This window comes from Stenotrophomonas sp. 10L48, from assembly GCF_056395105.1.
Genome location: NZ_JBFTIX010000012.1, coordinates 34,201 through 49,885, shown reverse-complemented (window position 1 = coordinate 49,885; position 15,685 = coordinate 34,201). Strand labels below are relative to the sequence as shown.

The window sequence follows — 15,685 nt, the reverse complement described above, 5'->3', positions numbered from 1 at the left end:
ATAGTCCAGAAACCGGGGCGCAAGGCAAGCGTTGGAGCTAGAATCTGCGACGTATGCCGGCGTACCCCGGCCCCAACCCCGGAAACTGCCATGGCTTTACTCCCCATCCTTGAGTTCCCCGATCCGCGCCTGCGTACCAAGGCTGCGTTGATCGATGCCGCCGAAGTGACCACGCCGGCGTTCCAGGAGCTGCTCGACAACATGTTCGAGACCATGTACGACGCCCCGGGCATCGGCCTGGCTGCCAGCCAGGTGGACGTGCACCAGCGCTTCATGGTCATCGACGTGAGCGAAGAAAAGAACGAGCCGCGCGTCTTCATCAACCCGGAAATCGTCGCCAAGGACGGGGGCCAGGTGTACCAGGAAGGCTGCCTGTCGGTGCCTGGCATCTTCGCCGACGTGACCCGTGCCGACACCATCACCGTCAAGTTCCTGGATCGCCAGGGGCAGCCGCAGGAGTTGACCACCGACGGCCTGCTGGCGGTCTGCGTGCAGCACGAGATGGACCATCTGGACGGCAAGCTGTTCATCGATTACCTGTCGCCGCTGAAGCGCGAGATGGTCCGCAAGAAGCTGGCCAAGCAGCGCAAGCACGTGGCGTGATCGCTGCTCCGGGCCGCCCTTCGGGGTGGCCCGCGCCTGCGCGTGACGCGCGGGCTGCATGGCGCCGGCCGACGGCGCCGTTTTTTTTCCTGCACGATTTCATCCTGCAAGTGGGGTTGCCATGAGGATTGTCTTTGCCGGTACGCCGGAATTCGCGGTGTCTTCGCTGCGCGCGGCCGCGCGTCATCACGAGGTGGTGGCTGTCTATACCCAGCCCGATCGCCCTGCCGGTCGCGGCCGTGGTCTGGCGCCTTCGCCGGTCAAGCTGGAAGCGGTCGCCCGTGGCATCCCCGTGTACCAGCCGGAAACGCTGAAGGACGAAGTGGCCCAGCAGCAGCTGCGTGACCTGCAGCCGGACCTGATGGTGGTGGTGGCCTATGGCCTGATCCTGCCCAAGGCGGTGCTGACCATTCCGACCCACGGTTGCTGGAACGTGCATGGTTCGCTGCTGCCGCGCTGGCGCGGCGCCGCACCGATCCAGCGCGCCATCCAGGCCGGTGACAGCAAGACCGGCGTCTGCCTGATGCAGATGGAAGCCGGCCTGGATACGGGCCCGGTGCTGCTGCACCAGGAGCTGCCGATCGCCGCTACCGATACCGGTGGCCAGCTGCACGACAAGCTGGCCGAGCTCGGCGCGCAGGTGCTGTCCGATGGGCTGGGCCTGCTGCGCGCCGGCATCAAGCCGATCGCACGGCCGCAGCCGGAGCAGGGCGTGACATACGCGCACAAGCTGGACAAAGCCGAGGCAAAACTGGACTGGGCGCAGGACGCAGAAGCGCTGGCGCGCACGGTGCGTGCATTCAATCCGTGGCCGATTGCCGAGGCACTGCTGGCCGGTGAGCGCGTGCGCATCCACGGCGCGGTGGCGCTGGATGTGACGCATGGCCAGGCGCCGGGCACGGTGCTGGCCGCGGGCCGCGAGGGCATCGACATCGCCTGCGGGCAGGGCGCGTTGCGCCTGCGCGTGCTGCAGCGCGAAGGCGGCAAGGCAATCACCGCTGCCGACTACCTCAATGCGCGCCGTGATCTGCGCGTGGGGGTTTGACGGGTGAGCAAGGCAAACGATTTTTCCATCGCCAAGGCGGCGCCGGGCGCGGCCACCCGCATGCTGGCTGCGCGCGTGCTGGCGCAGGTGTTCACCCGCGGTCGTTCGCTCAAGGCGGAACTGGCCTGGGCGCTGCCGAAGCTGTCCGACACCCGCGACCGCGCGCTGCTTGAAGCGTTGTGCTTTGCGGTGCTGCGCCGTCGCAGCACCTATGACGCCGCCCTGCAGGGATGGATGCAGAAGCCGCTGTCCGCACGCGATGCCGACCTGCGCACGTTGCTGATGGTGGGCTTCGCCCAGCTGGATGTGCTGGAACTGCCTGCCCATGCGGCCCTGTCGGCGACGGTCGATGCTGCACGCGCACTTGGCCGCGAACGCCAGGCTGGCCTGGTCAATGCGATCCTGCGACGGGCCCAGCGCGAAGGCTTCCCCGAACAACCGGCGCGCGACGCATTTCCGGCATGGCTGGCCGAGGCCGTCGAGCACGACTGGCCGGCACAGGCCGAGGCGATCTTCGCCGCCAGCCTGCAGCCAGCGCCGCTGTGGCTGCGTGCCAACCGCCAGCAGGGCGGGCGCGACAAGATGATGGCGGCCCTGGCCGAGGTGGGCATTGCCGCCGAAGCCAGCGCGCTGAGCGCCGATGCGCTGCGACTGGCCGTGCCGGTTCCGGTGAACCAGCTGCCCGGTTTCGGCGAAGGCCTGCTGTCGGTGCAGGATCTGTCGGCGCAGTGTGCAGCCGACGCGCTGGCGCCGCCGGCAGGCAGCCGCGTGCTCGACGCCTGTGCCGCCCCGGGCGGCAAGTCGGCGCACCTGCTCGAGCGTGACCCCAGCCTGCAATTGCTGGCGCTGGATATCGATGCCCGTCGTCTGGCGCGCGCAAGGGATACGTTCGCCCGCACCGGTGTGGGCGAAGGCGCGCAGGTGCAGGTGGCCGATGCCAGCGATCCGGGGGCATGGTGGGACGGCGTTCCGTTCGACGCGATCCTGCTGGACGCACCGTGCTCGGCCACCGGCGTCATCCGCCGGCAGCCGGACGTGATGTTCCATCGCCGTGCGGAAGACATCGATGCGCTGGTCGGCATCCAGGCCCGCCTGCTGGAAGCCTGCTGGTCGATGCTGCGCCCCGGTGGTGTGTTGCTGTATGCCACCTGCTCGATCCTGCGCGCGGAAAACGTCGATCAGGTAAAGGGCTTCCTGAAATGGCACGCGGATGCGGAAGCGGTCGCGCTGGATGACGCATTTGGTCTGGATTGTGACGGTATTGCTCGCCAGCGCCTGCCCGGTGAAAACGATGCTGACGGATTTTTCTACGCGCGTCTGCTAAAAAAGGGCTGACCCAACCGCTGTCCGAGCCCCCATGCTGAAAACCCGTGCGTCACGCCAGACGTGGCTGTTCGTTGTGATGGCCCTGTTGGTGTTGGGTGCCGGGCTGGGACTACGCGATCCCTGGCCCTCGGACGAACCGCGCTTCGCCTTGGTCGCCAAGCAGATGGTGGACAGCGGCGACTGGCTGTTCCCGCACCGTGGGCTGGAGCTGTACTCGGACAAGCCGCCGATGCTGATGTGGTGGCAGGCCACGCTGTACAGCGTGATCGGCAACTGGCGCGTGGCGTTCCTGCTGCCTTCGCTGATCGCTGCACTGGGCACGCTGTGGTGCGTGGTCGACCTCGGCCGGCGCCTGTGGACACGCCAGGTCGGCCTGTACGCTGGCTGGGCGCTGCTGTTCGCCCTGCAGTTCACCTTCCAGGCGAAGAAGGCGCAGATCGACCCGCTGGTGGTGTTGTTCATCACCCTGGCCAACTATGGCCTGCTTCGCCACCTGTTGCTGGGGCCTGCTTGGCGCTGGTGGTGGCTGGGCTGGTTCTTTGCCGGCATCGGGGTGATCACCAAGGGCGTGGGCGTGATCGCGCTGCTGATGATCGTGCCAGCGGTGATCGGTTCTGCCCTGCACTGGCCACGGGTGCGGCTGCATGCGCGCGACCTGCGCTTCTGGCTGGCGCCGCTGGCATTCGTGCTGGCCGTCGCGCTGTGGCTGGTGCCGATGGTGATGACCGCGCTGGCCACCCGTTCCGGCGAATACCTGGCCTACATGGACGACATCCTGTTCCGGCAGACCGCCAAGCGCTATGCGCAATCGTGGGACCACCACCAGCCATGGTGGTACTTCCTGGGCACCATGCCGTCGATGTGGATTCCGGCCTTCCTGGCGGTGCCGTGGGCGATCCCCGCCTGGCGGCGCCGGCTGCAGCGCCGGGACGCACGCTATCTGTTGCTGCTGGGCTGGTGGGCGCTGATCGTGCTGTTCTTCTCGATCCCCAATGGCAAGCGCGACGTCTACATCCTGCCTGCGCTGCCGATGTTCTGCCTGGCGCTGGCGCCGTTGCTGCCGGGGCTGCTGCGCCGGCGCGATGTGCAATGGCTGCTGGGCGCGTTCACCCTGCTGCTGTCGCTGGGGACGTTGGCCGCCGGGTTGTCTGCCCTGCTGGGCAAGCCCGGCTTCGAAGTGCGGCTGATGCAGACGCGGGGCATCGGCAATGGCGAAATGAACGCCCTGGCCTGGGCGGCGATGGCGATGGGCGGCTGGGGTGTGGCCAGCCTGCTGCTGTTCGGGCGCGCCCGCCGCGAGCTGGCCCTGGTCTCGACCCTGACTGCCGTCTGGGTGCTGTACAGCCTGATCGGCTATCCGCTGCTGAATGATTCAAGTTCCGCCCGCGGCCTGATGCGGCACACCGGCCAGCGTATCGGCGCCGACGCGGAGCTGGGGCTGGTGGCCTGGAAAGAGCAGAATCTGCTGATGGCCGACCGCCCGGCAGCCACCTTCGGTTTCAACGAGCCTTGGGATGGGCAGCTGGCTGCGGCCGTGGAATGGCAGCAGTTGGCGCCCCGGCGCCGCTGGTTGCTGGTCCACGAAGACGCGCTGTTGCCCTGCATCGACCGCAACCACGCCGAGTTGGCGGGAATTGCCAATCGCCGCCGCTGGTGGCTGGTACCGGCTGCTGCCGTGCAGGGCCGCTGCGTGGCCAGCGCGAAGGAACGCGAACGTGAACGACGGCTGCAACGTGAGGAATAACCATCCTGGCCCGTGCTTGTCCAGACTGCCCAAGCGACAGCAAAGGCAGTAAAACATCAGCGTGGGATTGGCCGTGCCGGTGATCCCGTTCATTCCGCCGGATTGCAGCGAACTTTTTCGACGTGGCAGCTTTACAGCACAACCTGGAATCCACGATCGGCGATCCGCTGGGCGTCCCCGCAGGCAAGCTCCCGCGCGCGGCGCACTGGCTGGCGCAGATCGGCCTGTTCTGCATGCCGGCACTGGTGCTGACCATCCCGATCAACCTGTTGCCCTACGCGCTGCTGCTGCTGGTCAGCACGGCGATGGTGCCCGGCCTGCTGTGGCAGGCCCGGCGTATGGACAAGCAGCCGATCAAGGTTCTCAGCTGGCTGATGCTGGCGGTGCTGTTGATGGCCATCGTGTCGGTCGTGCTGTTCGAACAGGGCCTGCGCGATGTCGACAATCGATCCCGCTTCCTGGTCATCCCGTGGATCGCACTGTGGGTGTGTGCGCTGCGCCCGGACATGCGCTGGCTGTGGCGCGGTGCATTGGCCGGGCTGGTGGGCACCTTCGTGCTTTCGGCACTGCAGGTGTTCCAGGGTGCGGCACGCGCCGAACTGTTCACCAACGCGATCGTGCTCGCCGACATCGTGATGATGCTGATGGTGCTGCTGGTGTTCTGCCGGCCGTCGCGGCGTTGGTCGCTGGTGATCGTCGGCATGGCTGCTGGTTGCGGGACCATCATCCTGACCGGAAGCCGGGGCGTGTTCGCGGCCCTGCTGGCGCTGCTGGTGGTGCTGGCACTGAGCCTGCGCTGGCGCACCGGCGCGGCGCGTCTTTCAGTGCTTGCCGGCATGCTGGCCATCGGCGCGACCCTGCTGCTGTCGGTGCCCGAACTGCGCCACCAGGTGCGGTTGTCCGAACTGCACAGCGATGTGCAGCGCATGGAGCAGGGGGACAGCGACTCTTCGGCTGGGGCGCGCGTCGAGCGCCTGCAGGTGGCGTGGGAGACCTTCCTCGACCATCCGCTGACCGGGGTAGGCATCGGCCATTTCGACATGGCCATGAAGCGGGTGCCGGTCTGTCGCGAGAACCCGCAGGAAATCCGCTGCCACCTGCGCCATGCGCACAACGATCTGGCCGAGTGGGGGGCTACCCAGGGCCTGCCGGGCGTGTTGCTGCTGCTGGCCGTATATGGCGTACCCCTTTGGGTGTTCGTGCGCCTGCACCGGCGCAGCGGGCACGCTACCTTCCGCGGCCCTGCCGCGGCCGGCGTGATGGTGGTGGTGTCCTACATCCTGTGCGGGCTGACCCAGTCGATGTTCGCGCACCAGATGACCGCAAGCTTCTACGTCACCATCGTCGGCCTGCTGACCGGCCTGTCGATCGTGGAAGGTGCCCGGCACCGGGCAAAGAACGCCCGGTAGCGTTCAGCCACGCTCGGCTCCGCACTCAGGGGTTGGGCGGATCGGACACGGCCTGACCGTTGCCCAGCATCCACAGCATGATGGTCTTCTGACGTACGTAGTTGGCGCGCACGTAGGCATACACCAGGCCATGCCAGCCGTCGCGGAAGCCGCCACGGAACAGGAAGCCGCGCCAGAACCGCCAGGCCGGGGCCAGCACCAGCTTGCCGAGGGTGGCCCGCTTGCCACGCGCGAACTCGTGTTCGGCCATCATCCGTGCGTACTTCTCGGTCTTGGCCAGCTGCTGCTGCAGCGAGCGATAGGGGAAGTGGATGAGGTCCCCGCGCAGGGTGCCGACCGTGCCATCGACACTGGCCGCCTCATGGATCTCGCGCTTGCCGCGCCAGCCGCCGTGGCGGCGGTCGAACAGGCGCAGCACCCGGTCCGGATAGGCATTGCCGTGGCGCAGGAACCTGCCGAAGTACTCCGACAGGCGGGCGAAGCGGTAACCCGCATGACCTGCAAAGCCGCCGTCGCGGGCCTGCTCGATGGCCGTGCGCAGTTCCGGGCTGATGCGCTCGTCGGCGTCCAGGCACAGCACCCAGTGGTGGGTGGCCTGCTCGACGCAGAACGCCTTCTGGCTGCGGAAGCCATCGAACGGACGCTGCAGCACGCGGGCGCCGGCCGCCTCGGCGATGGCCACCGTGGCGTCGGTGGACTGCGAGTCCACCACCACGATCTCATCGCAGAAGGCCAGCGAGGCCAGGCAGTCGCCGATGCGCCCGGCCTCGTTGAACGCGATAATGCAGGCCGAGATGCGAGGCCGTTCGATGGGAGCGGTCGTGGAGGACATGATGGCCGGGTACCTGTTGTTTGCGACGGAGCGCTATGCGCTGCCTATTCTCGCCCCGTTGGTGCAAGCCTTGCACGCTTCCGGCCAGGAAGTGGCCGCCTGGTTCGAAGATGGCGCGGCTGGCAGCCAGCTGCCCGGCGTGCCCAACATCGGCCTGAAGCAGGCCCTGGCGATGCGGCCGCGGGCGGTGTTCAGCGCGGCCAACTGGGTGCCGACCTTCCTGTCGGGGGCCAAGGTGCAGCTGTTCCATGGCTTCAACGTGGAAAAGCGCGACAGTGCGCGTGGCCACTTCCGGGTGCGCGGCATGTTCGACCTGTACTGCACGCAGGGCCCTGCCACCACCGCGCCGTTCCGCGGGATCGCGGCAGTGCAGGGCCATTTCGCCGTGGCGGAAACCGGCTGGCCGAAGCTGGACCCGCTGTTCCGCGACGACGGTGGCGACAGTGCCGCGCTGCGCAGTGCAGCCGGCGGCCGCCCGGTGATCCTGTTCGGTTCAACCTTCACCGAGCGCTTGAGCGCCGCCCCGCACCTGCATGCGCAGATCGCGGCCGACATCGCCGCCGGTCAGCACTACTGGCTGCTGACCCTGCACCCGAAGTGCCCGCCGGAACTGTTCGAACGCTACCGCGCGCTGGCCGGCGCCAATGCGCGTTTCATCGAACCGGAGCAGGTGATGGCAGCCCAGCGCGCCGCCGACGTGCTGGTGTCGGACACCTCATCGATCGTTTCGGAGTTCATCGTCCAGCACAAGCCGGTGGTGACCTTCCGCAACCGCGTGCCAAAGCCGCACATGATCGATTTCGATGATCCGCAGCAGCTGCCGGCCATGCTGGCGCGCGCGCTGCATCCCGACGCTGCGTTGCAGGCGGAGATCGTGCGTTACGCCGATGCCATCCACCCCTATCGCGATGGCCGGTCCAGCGAGCGGGTGATCGCCGCCACCGAGGATTTCCTGTCCGGCGAAATGGGCGTGCTGCGTCGCAAGCCGTTTGGCAGCTGGGTGCGCGACCTGCAGATCCGCAAGGACCTGGGCTACTGGGGTCCGTCGCAGCGGTGATGTGGGTAGTGCCGGCCGCTGGCCGGCAACCACCGGAATGCCTGCGTTTGCCGGCCAGCGGCCGGCACTACCGTAGATCCACGCCATGCGTGGGTGGTGCAGTAGATCCACGCCATGCGTGGGTGGTGCAGTAGATCCACGCCATGCGTGGGTGGTGCAGTAGATCCACGCCATGCGTGGGTGGTGGAGTAGATCCACGCCATGCGTGGATGGTGAAGTAGATCCACGCCATGCGTGGATGGCGGTTCAACGATCGGCCGCGCTACCAGCGCAGCTTGCGCCGTGCCAGCGCCGTGGCCAGTTCTTCCATCAACGCCTGTGCACGCGCCTGCGGCAGGTAGCGCAGTGCCAGTGCCACATCGCCATGCGCACCGGCGGTGTCCAGCTGCAGGCTGGCCGTACCCAACAGCTTGTCCAGCGGCGAGCGCTGCAGGCGCAGGCCCTGCACTTTGTCCAGCTCGGCCCAGCGCCACCAGCGCTTCCACCAGCCGCCGCGCACCGCCACGAACTGGCCATCCAGGTGCCAGCCCATCCGCGCCATCTGCCGGTGCGCGATCAACAGGCTGACCGGCAGCCAGGCCAGCAGTGCCAGGGCCGGCAGGCCCCAGCGCCAGTACAGCGCGGCGGTCAGCAACGGCACCACCAGCAAGGTGGACAGCGACAATCGCCACCATCCGCGTTGCGGAATCGGTTGCCACTGCTGCGGCGGCCATTGCAGCTGCGGCAGCAGGTGGCGCACCAGCCCATCGCAGGCGCTTGCACCAGCCAGCGGTGCCAGTTCGCGCAGCGCGCGGTCGTCGTCGCGCGAGGGACCACCGGCGGCGCTGTCAATACGCAGCTGGCGCAGCCCGAACCAGCGTTGCAGGGTGCTCTCGCCCAGCGTCCATGCCTGGATGCGGCGGCGCGCGACGCTGCTGCGGGTGCGGCTGAGCAGGCCGGTGGAGACGGTCAGACGCCGTTCGCGCTCGCTGAGGGTGAAGCCGTGGTAGCGCAGCAGCGTCAACACCACCGACAACACCCGCAGCAGCAGCCAGCCCAGCAGCAACGCGGCCGCCAACAGCACCAGCCCGCCGGTCACCCCGGCATGCAGGTGGCTGGCGTAGCCGAAGGCCTCGCGCCCGCCACGCTGGATGGCATCGTCCATCACCGGGCGCGGTACGGTCTGGAACAGGACGCCGAAGGCGGCGATCGCCAGCGCCCAGCCACGGTTGGACAGCAGGCCCATGCGCAGCACGTCCCAGCTCGACAGGCGCAGCAGTACCTGCTCGTCGTCGGATGGCACGACATCGGCAGCCGGCGCGTCGCCCGGCGTCGGCTGGGGCGCCTGTCCACGCTGGCGCACCAGTTGTTCCAGGGCCAGCGCCTGGTCCAGCCGCAGCACGCGCATCTCCGCTTCCGGACGCACCCCGCCGGCCGATTCCAGGCGCAGTTCGGCAACCCCGAACAACCGGTGCAACGGGTTCTGCCGCACTTCCACGTTGTGGATGCGGGCGAAGGGAATCTCGCGCCGGTTGCGCGCCAGCAGGCCGCTGCGCACGGTGATCGCATCGTTGCCGATGCGATAGCGGTAGCTGAGGTACTGCAGCACCGACACCAGCACCAGCGCGGCGATGGCGGTCAACGGGATCAACTGTGCCCACATCGGATCGCGGTCGCCGCGTTGGCCGAACACCAGCAACGCGACCAGCGGCAGGAAATAGTGGCGCAGCTGCATCAGCAGCACGAACAGCCACGACCACGGATGCAGGCGATGCTCGTCGCCACCGCTGGGCAGCGAGGGCGGCAGGGGCGGGGGCAGGCTCACAGGGCGTCGGCGTCCTGGTCGAGCTGATGGGCCAGGGTGTCACGCAGGCGCTCGGCATCGGCTTCGTCCAGGCCGCTGACGGTGACCGCACTCAGGCGGGTGCCGGCGGTATGCACGATCAGCGTGGCCAGGCCTGCACGCCGCTCCAGGGGCCCGCGACGCAGGTCCAGGTGCTGCACGCGCGAAATGGGGATGCGGGTCTCCAGCTGCCACATCAGGTCGCGGCGCAGGCCCAGGCCCTGTGCGTCCAGCCGCCAGCGGGTGCGGGTCAGGCGCCGATGGCCGATCCAGGCGCCGAAGGCGAGGCCGACCAGCAGGCCCAGCATCGCTGCCCACAGGCCACCGGGAAGATCGAAGAACCACCAGAGGGCCGCCAGCGGTGCGCCGGGGATGAACAGTCCGCCGAAGGCGCCCTCCAGCGCCGCCAACCGGGCAGCGCGCCGCGGCAGGGGTTGCCAGTGGTCGAGGGGCATTTCGGCAGCAGCAACAGGCAAGGGCAGTTCGGTCACGCGGGCGTCCGTCGGGCAGCAGGGCGGGCAGGCGCGGTGATGGCCGCACCGCGCAGACGTTAGCAGGTCGCCCGCGTTACTGGGCGGCCTGGATCAGCGCATCGACATCCAGCAGATGGCCGGCGCGGTCGGCCTTGGTGCGCAGGTAGTGCTCGTTCTCGGCGGTGATCTCGCCGGTGACCGGAATGCAGTCCAGCACTTCGATGCCGGCATTGCGCAGGCGCTGTGCCTTGGTCGGGTTGTTGCTGAGCAGGGCAACACGGGATACACCCAGCCCGCGCAGCATCGCCACCGCGCTGCCGTAGCGGCGCTCGTCGGCGCCGAAGCCCAGCTGCGCATCGGCGTCGATGGTATCCAGGCCGTCGTGCTGGTAGCCGTAGGCGCGCATCTTCGCGGCGATGCCGGTACCGCGGCCTTCCTGGTCCAGGTACAGCAGCACGCCGCCGCCCAGTTCCTTCAGTTTGCGCAGGCCGCGCCGCAGCTGGTCGCCGCAATCGCACTTGAGCGAACCGAACAGGTCGCCGGTGAGGCAGGACGAATGCACGCGCACCGGCACCACTGCGGACAGGTCCGGTTCGCCGACGATGATCGCTACCTGGTCGCGCTGGGCGACGCCACCGCGGAACACCGCGAAGGTGGTCATGCCGACGTCGCGCAGCGGCACCGGAGAACGCGCCACCAGTTCGTAATCATGTGCGGCGTGCGCGGCGCCTTCGGCCAGATCGCACAGGCCAACCTCGGCCGCGCCATCGAACGTGGCGTCGTCTGCATCCAGGCGCACGGCCACCATCGCCGGCAACAGCAGGCCCAGCCGGGCCAGTTCGACAGCGCCGGCATCGAACGCATCGCCTGCGCTCCAAGCCGCGGGCATCGGTCCGGGTTCGCGCAGGTAGCCCAGCGAGGGCAGGGCATCGAAGGCAACGCCGGCCAGCGGCAGGCGCGCGCCCTCGGGGGCCTCCACGCCGAGCACGCGGGCGCGGGTGGCGGTCAGGTACAGGTAATGGCGCTCGCGCGCGGCACTGGCGAAGGCGGCGAAGCTGCTGGCAGTGGCGCTGTCCAGCGCGATCACCGCCAGGCGCTGGCCCTGGCCATCGTGGAGCAGGACCGGGCGACCGGCGCGCAGTTCGGCGACCGCGCGCTCGCAGCGGATCGCTGCCGGATCACCGAACAGGGAGGAAGCAGACATGGCAGGACCGGGGGAGGCGGACATCGGTGTCTCTATGGGGGCGCCAGCGTCGTATTCAACGTGCTGCGGCGGTGTGTCGCAGGCCGGTGCAGCGGCTCTCAGTGCGGATGTTCGTCGGTCGCGTACGGGTCTTCCTCGCCGCTGCCCGGTGGCCGCAGCGTATAGCGCTTGTAGGTCCACTGGTACTGCGCCGGGTCGCGGCGCGCGATGCGTTCGATGCCCGCGTTGAGCGCGGTGGCCGCCACGTGCGGGTCCGGATCGGCCACGGCCGGGTCGGTCGGCTCGATGTGCAGGGCAAATTCCATGTCCGGGCCGATGCGCTCGCACCAGCCATACAGCACGGTCGCGCCGGTGCGCTCGGCCAGGCGGTTGACCAGGGTCATGGTCAGTGCCTGCACGCCGAAGAACGGCACGAACACGCCGTCGCCGGCCTTGGGCTGCTGGTCGGGCAGGATGCCGGTGGCACCGCCGTCCTTGAGCACCTTGAACAGCTGGCGCACGGCCGGGCCTTCGGCGCGCACCTGCTGCACGTTGTCGCCGCCCCGCACGATCTGCAGGAAGGCATCGCTGGCCTCGTCCTCCGGCGGCTTGTAGACGATGGCGATCTGGCCGCGCGAGGCCAGCCACTGGTTCAGCAGCTCCCAGTTGCCGTAGTGCGGGGCCGCCACGATCACGCCCTTGCCGCTGGCCAGGGCCGCGTCGTACAGCGCCTGGCCGTGGCGCTCCTTCAGGTGCAGGCGCAGGTTGTCGGCGGGCTTCCGGCTCCACAGGCGCAGGGTCTCGATGGCCTGCAGGGCGGTGGAGCGCAGCAGTTCGCGCTGCAGGCGGTCGCGTGCCGGCGCGTCCAGCTCGGGGTAGGCCAGCTCCAGGTTGCGGCGGGTGACGCGGCTCTCGCGGGCATCGAGGCGCACCCACGTCCAGGCCAGGGCGCGCGCGAACCCGCGCAGCAATGGCCAGGGCAGGCGGGCGAACAGGGTGGTGGCGCGGTAGACCAGCCGGGCTTTGCGGTGTGGATTCATCGGCCCCAGTTTAGCCAAGGGCGCTGCTATCGTGGCCGGCCCCTTGCCTGGAAGCCCGCCGATGCTCGTCCTGATTCAACGTGTCAGCCAGGCTGCCGTGCATGTGGAAGGTGAGGCGGTGGGGCAGATCGGCCCCGGCCTGCTGGCCCTGGTCGGCATGGAGCCGGGCGATACCGAGGCCCAGTTGCAGCGGATGGCCGAACGCCTGCTCGGCTACCGTGTGTTTGCAGATGAGGCCGGAAAAATGAACCGCTCGCTGCGTGATACCGGCGGCGGCCTGCTGCTGGTCAGCCAGTTCACCCTGGCCGCGGACACCCGTTCCGGCATGCGGCCAAGCTTCACCAGCGCGGCACCGCCGCAGGAGGCTGAACGCGGGTTCAATCGATTTGTCGACATCTGTCGTGAAAATCACGCGCCGGGGGTGGAAACGGGCCGCTTCGGTGCCCATATGGTCGTCAGCCTGGTCAACGACGGTCCCGTGACCTTCCTCCTCAGGCCCTAGGCCGCCGGGACCACCGCCCGGCAGGCCGGGCCCCGGGCTGGTATAATGCTACGTTCCCTATTTCCCCCTAGCCGGTGGCGCGAGCACTACATGGCCAACGAACGTCCTGCCCAATCCGAAATCAAGCAACTGATCAGCAAGGGCCTGGAACAGGGCTACCTGACCTATGCCGAAGTCAATGACCATCTGCCCGACGACATGGTCGACCCGGAACAGATCGAAGACATCATCGGCATGATCAACGGCATGGGCATTGATGTCCATGAAGTTGCTCCGGATGTGGAAACCCTGCTTCTCAACGACGGCAACACGGGCAACCGTGAGGTCGACGACACCGCAGCCGAAGAAGCTGCCGCCGCGCTGAGCGCGCTCGACACCGAAGGTGGCCGTACCACCGACCCGGTGCGCATGTACATGCGCGAAATGGGTACCGTCGAGCTGCTGACCCGCGAAGGCGAAATCGCCATTGCCAAGCGCATCGAAGAAGGCCTGTCCCAGGTCCAGGCCGCACTCGGCCAGTTCCCGGTGTCGGTCGAATCGCTGCTGACCGATTACGAAGCGCACAAGGAAGGCCGCAAGCGCCTTGCCGAAGTGATCGTCGGCTTCAACGACCTGACCGACGACGTGCCGGCCCCGGCCGCTGTGGTGGCCGATGACGCGGACGACGCCGATGCCGACGCCGACGAGGAAGAAGACGACGTCGACGGCGGCGATGAAGAAGCCGCGCCGACCGGTCCGGATCCGGAGGAAGTGGCTGCGCGCATGCAGGCGCTGGGCGATGCCCTCAACGCCTTCAAGAAGGCTGCCGCCAAGGGCGACAAGAAGAACCTGCTGAAGCTCCGCGAGGAGATGTCGGCGGTGTTCGTCACCCTGAAGCTGCCGCTGCCGCTGACCGACGTGCTGACCAAGCAGCTGCGCGACACCATGGGCAGCATCAAGGCCCACGAGCGCCGCGTGCTGAACCTGGCCACCGTCACTGCCCGCATGCCGCGCAAGGACTTCATCCGTTCCTGGGAAGGCAACCAGACCAACCTGGAGTGGGTGGAAGACGCACTGAAGCGCAAGCAGAAGTGGTCTTCGGCGCTGCGTGAAGTGAAGGACCAGATCGTGTCCGAGCAGCAGGCCACCATCGACATCGAGAAGGTCACCCTGCTGGACCTGGACGAGCTGAAGGAACTCAGCCGTGCCATGGCCTACGGCGAAGCCAAGGCGCGCAAGGCCAAGAAGGAAATGGTCGAGGCCAACCTGCGCCTGGTGATCTCCATCGCCAAGAAGTACACCAACCGCGGCCTGCAGTTCCTCGACCTGATCCAGGAAGGCAACATCGGCCTGATGAAGGCCGTGGACAAGTTCGAGTACCGCCGCGGCTACAAGTTCTCCACGTATGCGACCTGGTGGATCCGCCAGGCCATCACCCGTTCGATCGCCGACCAGGCGCGCACCATCCGTATTCCGGTGCACATGATCGAAACGATCAACAAGTTGAACCGCATTTCCCGCCAGATGCTCCAGCAGTACGGCCGCGAGGCTACGCCGGAGGAGCTGGCCAAGGAAATGGACATGCCGGAAGACAAGATCCGCAAGGTGATGAAGATCGCCAAGGAGCCGATCTCGATGGAAACCCCGATCGGCGACGACGAGGATTCCCATCTGGGCGACTTCATCGAGGACACCAACGTGGAGTCCCCGATCGAGAACACCACCAACATCAACCTGTCTGAAACCGTGCGCGACGTGCTGGCCGGCCTCACCCCGAGGGAAGCCAAGGTGCTGCGCATGCGCTTCGGCATCGACATGAACACCGACCACACCCTCGAGGAAGTCGGCAAGCAGTTCGACGTGACCCGCGAGCGCATCCGCCAGATCGAAGCGAAGGCCCTGCGCAAGCTGCGTCACCCGAGCCGTTCGGAGCAGCTGCGCAGCTTCCTGGATATCGATTGATATCCAGGTAGTGCTGACGTGTTGAGAGAAACCCCGCTTCGGCGGGGTTCTTCTTTGGGGGATCCGGTGTGGAGCCGTGGCCATGCTTGGCCGCGGTTGGCGATGACGCATCCGCCCTTTGACGTGCAGGGATGCCAGACGCACGCTGGCGATGCAGGTGCTCAACACACCTCGTGGGCGGGCCGGATCACCGGCACCGAGGCGGACGCGCTGCGGGGACACGTGCAACGCGTGTATCTGCGGCATCACCCCTGTTGAGCATTGGAGCTTGGCCATGAAGGCTGTTGAACATGATGTACCTGTTGTTGCTGCCCTGGATTTCCCGCCGTTGATGACGTGGGAGGACGTCATGCAGGACGAACTGGAGGATCGGCTGGGCTTCGCCCGACGGGCCACGCTGGCGCTGCTGACGCAATCGGGAGAACAGATGGTTGCGGGGTTTGCCGGTGGCAACCGGAGGGGGCTGGAGGGCGCGATGAAGGCGGTGGCGCTGTTCCAGGCGCATCTGCTGGAGATGGAGCGGTTGGCGGGGATGGCGGAGCGACGGTTGCAGCGTGTTGGCGAGGCGCTTGCTGCTGCCGACTGAGTAGCCGACTCCGGCCGTGCTCCACTACACTGTGACGCTGCGCAGGGCCTATAGCTCAACGGTTAGAGCAGGGGACTCATAATCCCTTGGTTCCAGGTTCGAATCCTGGTGGGCCCACCATA

General features: G+C 67.7%; 14 protein-coding genes and 1 tRNA gene. 10 read left to right on the top strand and 5 right to left on the bottom strand.

Annotation, left to right across the window (positions count from 1 at the left end; all coding sequences use genetic code 11):
- The first annotated feature begins 90 nt into the window (after window positions 1-90).
- The 5 genes from def (at window position 91) to AC1DCU_RS17795 (ending at window position 6,127) form a co-directional block, all read left to right on the top strand.
- Window positions 91-603 carry a peptide deformylase gene (def, locus tag AC1DCU_RS17815; RefSeq protein ID WP_025879059.1) on the top strand — a complete coding sequence of 171 codons (513 nt, stop codon included), beginning with the start codon at window positions 91-93 and terminating at the stop codon, window positions 601-603.
- Between the two features lie 121 nt (window positions 604-724).
- Entirely contained in the window at window positions 725-1,648 is a 924-nt protein-coding gene (fmt, locus tag AC1DCU_RS17810; RefSeq protein ID WP_032976677.1) for a methionyl-tRNA formyltransferase, read from the top strand.
- A 3-nt stretch (window positions 1,649-1,651) separates the two neighbouring features.
- Window positions 1,652-2,983 (top strand): 16S rRNA (cytosine(967)-C(5))-methyltransferase RsmB, encoded by a 1,332-nt coding sequence (gene rsmB, locus AC1DCU_RS17805; protein ID WP_032976678.1) that lies wholly within the window; start codon window positions 1,652-1,654, stop codon window positions 2,981-2,983.
- A 22-nt stretch (window positions 2,984-3,005) separates the two neighbouring features.
- Window positions 3,006-4,718 (top strand): ArnT family glycosyltransferase, encoded by a 1,713-nt coding sequence (locus tag AC1DCU_RS17800; protein WP_032976679.1) that lies wholly within the window; start codon window positions 3,006-3,008, stop codon window positions 4,716-4,718.
- Window positions 4,719-4,951: 233 nt separating this feature from the next.
- Entirely contained in the window at window positions 4,952-6,127 is a 1,176-nt protein-coding gene (locus AC1DCU_RS17795) for an O-antigen ligase family protein (RefSeq protein WP_223497314.1), read from the top strand.
- 25 nt (window positions 6,128-6,152) lie between these two features.
- Here the strand turns inward: AC1DCU_RS17795 and AC1DCU_RS17790 are convergent, their stop codons facing one another.
- The gene (locus tag AC1DCU_RS17790) at window positions 6,153-6,959 is read right to left on the bottom strand and encodes a glycosyltransferase family 2 protein (RefSeq protein ID WP_032976680.1); all 807 of its coding nucleotides are present in this window, start codon (window positions 6,957-6,959) and stop codon (window positions 6,153-6,155) included.
- On the opposite strand from AC1DCU_RS17790, the gene AC1DCU_RS17785 reads away from it, so the two are divergent.
- Window positions 6,958-8,016, top strand: a complete 1,059-nt coding sequence (locus AC1DCU_RS17785) for a CDP-glycerol glycerophosphotransferase family protein (RefSeq protein WP_032976715.1) — start codon at window positions 6,958-6,960, stop codon at window positions 8,014-8,016. The genes AC1DCU_RS17790 and AC1DCU_RS17785 overlap by 2 nt on opposite strands.
- 262 nt (window positions 8,017-8,278) lie before the next feature.
- Here AC1DCU_RS17785 and AC1DCU_RS17780 read toward each other — a convergent pair whose 3' ends face one another.
- The 4 genes from AC1DCU_RS17780 to AC1DCU_RS17765 all read right to left on the bottom strand — a co-directional run bounded on the left by AC1DCU_RS17780 (window position 8,279) and on the right by AC1DCU_RS17765 (window position 12,534).
- Window positions 8,279-9,820 carry a PH domain-containing protein gene (locus tag AC1DCU_RS17780; RefSeq protein ID WP_025879052.1) on the bottom strand — a complete coding sequence of 514 codons (1,542 nt, stop codon included), beginning with the start codon at window positions 9,818-9,820 and terminating at the stop codon, window positions 8,279-8,281.
- A complete protein-coding gene (locus AC1DCU_RS17775) occupies window positions 9,817-10,293 on the bottom strand; it encodes a PH domain-containing protein (protein WP_088101515.1) in 477 nt (158 codons plus the stop codon). The genes AC1DCU_RS17780 and AC1DCU_RS17775 overlap by 4 nt, the downstream gene beginning before the upstream one ends.
- A gap of 112 nt (window positions 10,294-10,405) precedes the next feature.
- Window positions 10,406-11,539 carry a GTP cyclohydrolase II RibA gene (gene ribA / locus AC1DCU_RS17770; protein ID WP_032976682.1) on the bottom strand — a complete coding sequence of 378 codons (1,134 nt, stop codon included), beginning with the start codon at window positions 11,537-11,539 and terminating at the stop codon, window positions 10,406-10,408.
- Window positions 11,540-11,613: 74 nt separating this feature from the next.
- On the bottom strand, window positions 11,614-12,534 hold the full coding sequence (locus AC1DCU_RS17765; RefSeq protein WP_025879049.1) for a lauroyl acyltransferase: 921 nt from the start codon (window positions 12,532-12,534) through the stop codon (window positions 11,614-11,616).
- A gap of 61 nt (window positions 12,535-12,595) precedes the next feature.
- Here AC1DCU_RS17765 and dtd point away from each other — a divergent pair, with 61 nt between their 5' ends.
- From dtd to AC1DCU_RS17745, 4 genes are all read left to right on the top strand, one after another.
- The gene (dtd, locus tag AC1DCU_RS17760) at window positions 12,596-13,036 is read left to right on the top strand and encodes a D-aminoacyl-tRNA deacylase (protein WP_032976683.1); all 441 of its coding nucleotides are present in this window, start codon (window positions 12,596-12,598) and stop codon (window positions 13,034-13,036) included.
- A 90-nt stretch (window positions 13,037-13,126) separates the two neighbouring features.
- On the top strand, window positions 13,127-14,977 hold the full coding sequence (gene rpoD, locus AC1DCU_RS17755) for an RNA polymerase sigma factor RpoD (protein ID WP_032976684.1): 1,851 nt from the start codon (window positions 13,127-13,129) through the stop codon (window positions 14,975-14,977).
- A gap of 274 nt (window positions 14,978-15,251) precedes the next feature.
- Complete coding sequence (locus AC1DCU_RS17750; protein ID WP_394123264.1) at window positions 15,252-15,563, top strand: hypothetical protein; 312 nt, start codon at window positions 15,252-15,254, stop codon at window positions 15,561-15,563.
- A gap of 44 nt (window positions 15,564-15,607) precedes the next feature.
- Window positions 15,608-15,683 (top strand) — tRNA-Ile (locus AC1DCU_RS17745).
- The last annotated feature ends 2 nt before the right edge of the window (window positions 15,684-15,685 follow it).

Coding starts and splice junctions, on each gene's coding strand:
- rpoD (WP_032976684.1), top strand. CDS start 13,127: ATGGCCAACGAACGTCCTGCCCAATCCGAAATCAAGCAACTGATCAGC.
- AC1DCU_RS17750 (WP_394123264.1), top strand. CDS start 15,252: ATGAAGGCTGTTGAACATGATGTACCTGTTGTTGCTGCCCTGGATTTC.
- fmt (WP_032976677.1), top strand. CDS start 725: ATGAGGATTGTCTTTGCCGGTACGCCGGAATTCGCGGTGTCTTCGCTG.
- AC1DCU_RS17775 (WP_088101515.1), bottom strand. CDS start 10,293: ATGCCCCTCGACCACTGGCAACCCCTGCCGCGGCGCGCTGCCCGGTTG.
- AC1DCU_RS17795 (WP_223497314.1), top strand. CDS start 4,952: ATGCCGGCACTGGTGCTGACCATCCCGATCAACCTGTTGCCCTACGCG.
- dtd (WP_032976683.1), top strand. CDS start 12,596: ATGCTCGTCCTGATTCAACGTGTCAGCCAGGCTGCCGTGCATGTGGAA.
- AC1DCU_RS17800 (WP_032976679.1), top strand. CDS start 3,006: ATGCTGAAAACCCGTGCGTCACGCCAGACGTGGCTGTTCGTTGTGATG.
- ribA (WP_032976682.1), bottom strand. CDS start 11,539: ATGTCCGCCTCCCCCGGTCCTGCCATGTCTGCTTCCTCCCTGTTCGGT.
- AC1DCU_RS17765 (WP_025879049.1), bottom strand. CDS start 12,534: ATGAATCCACACCGCAAAGCCCGGCTGGTCTACCGCGCCACCACCCTG.
- def (WP_025879059.1), top strand. CDS start 91: ATGGCTTTACTCCCCATCCTTGAGTTCCCCGATCCGCGCCTGCGTACC.
- AC1DCU_RS17790 (WP_032976680.1), bottom strand. CDS start 6,959: ATGTCCTCCACGACCGCTCCCATCGAACGGCCTCGCATCTCGGCCTGC.
- AC1DCU_RS17785 (WP_032976715.1), top strand. CDS start 6,958: ATGATGGCCGGGTACCTGTTGTTTGCGACGGAGCGCTATGCGCTGCCT.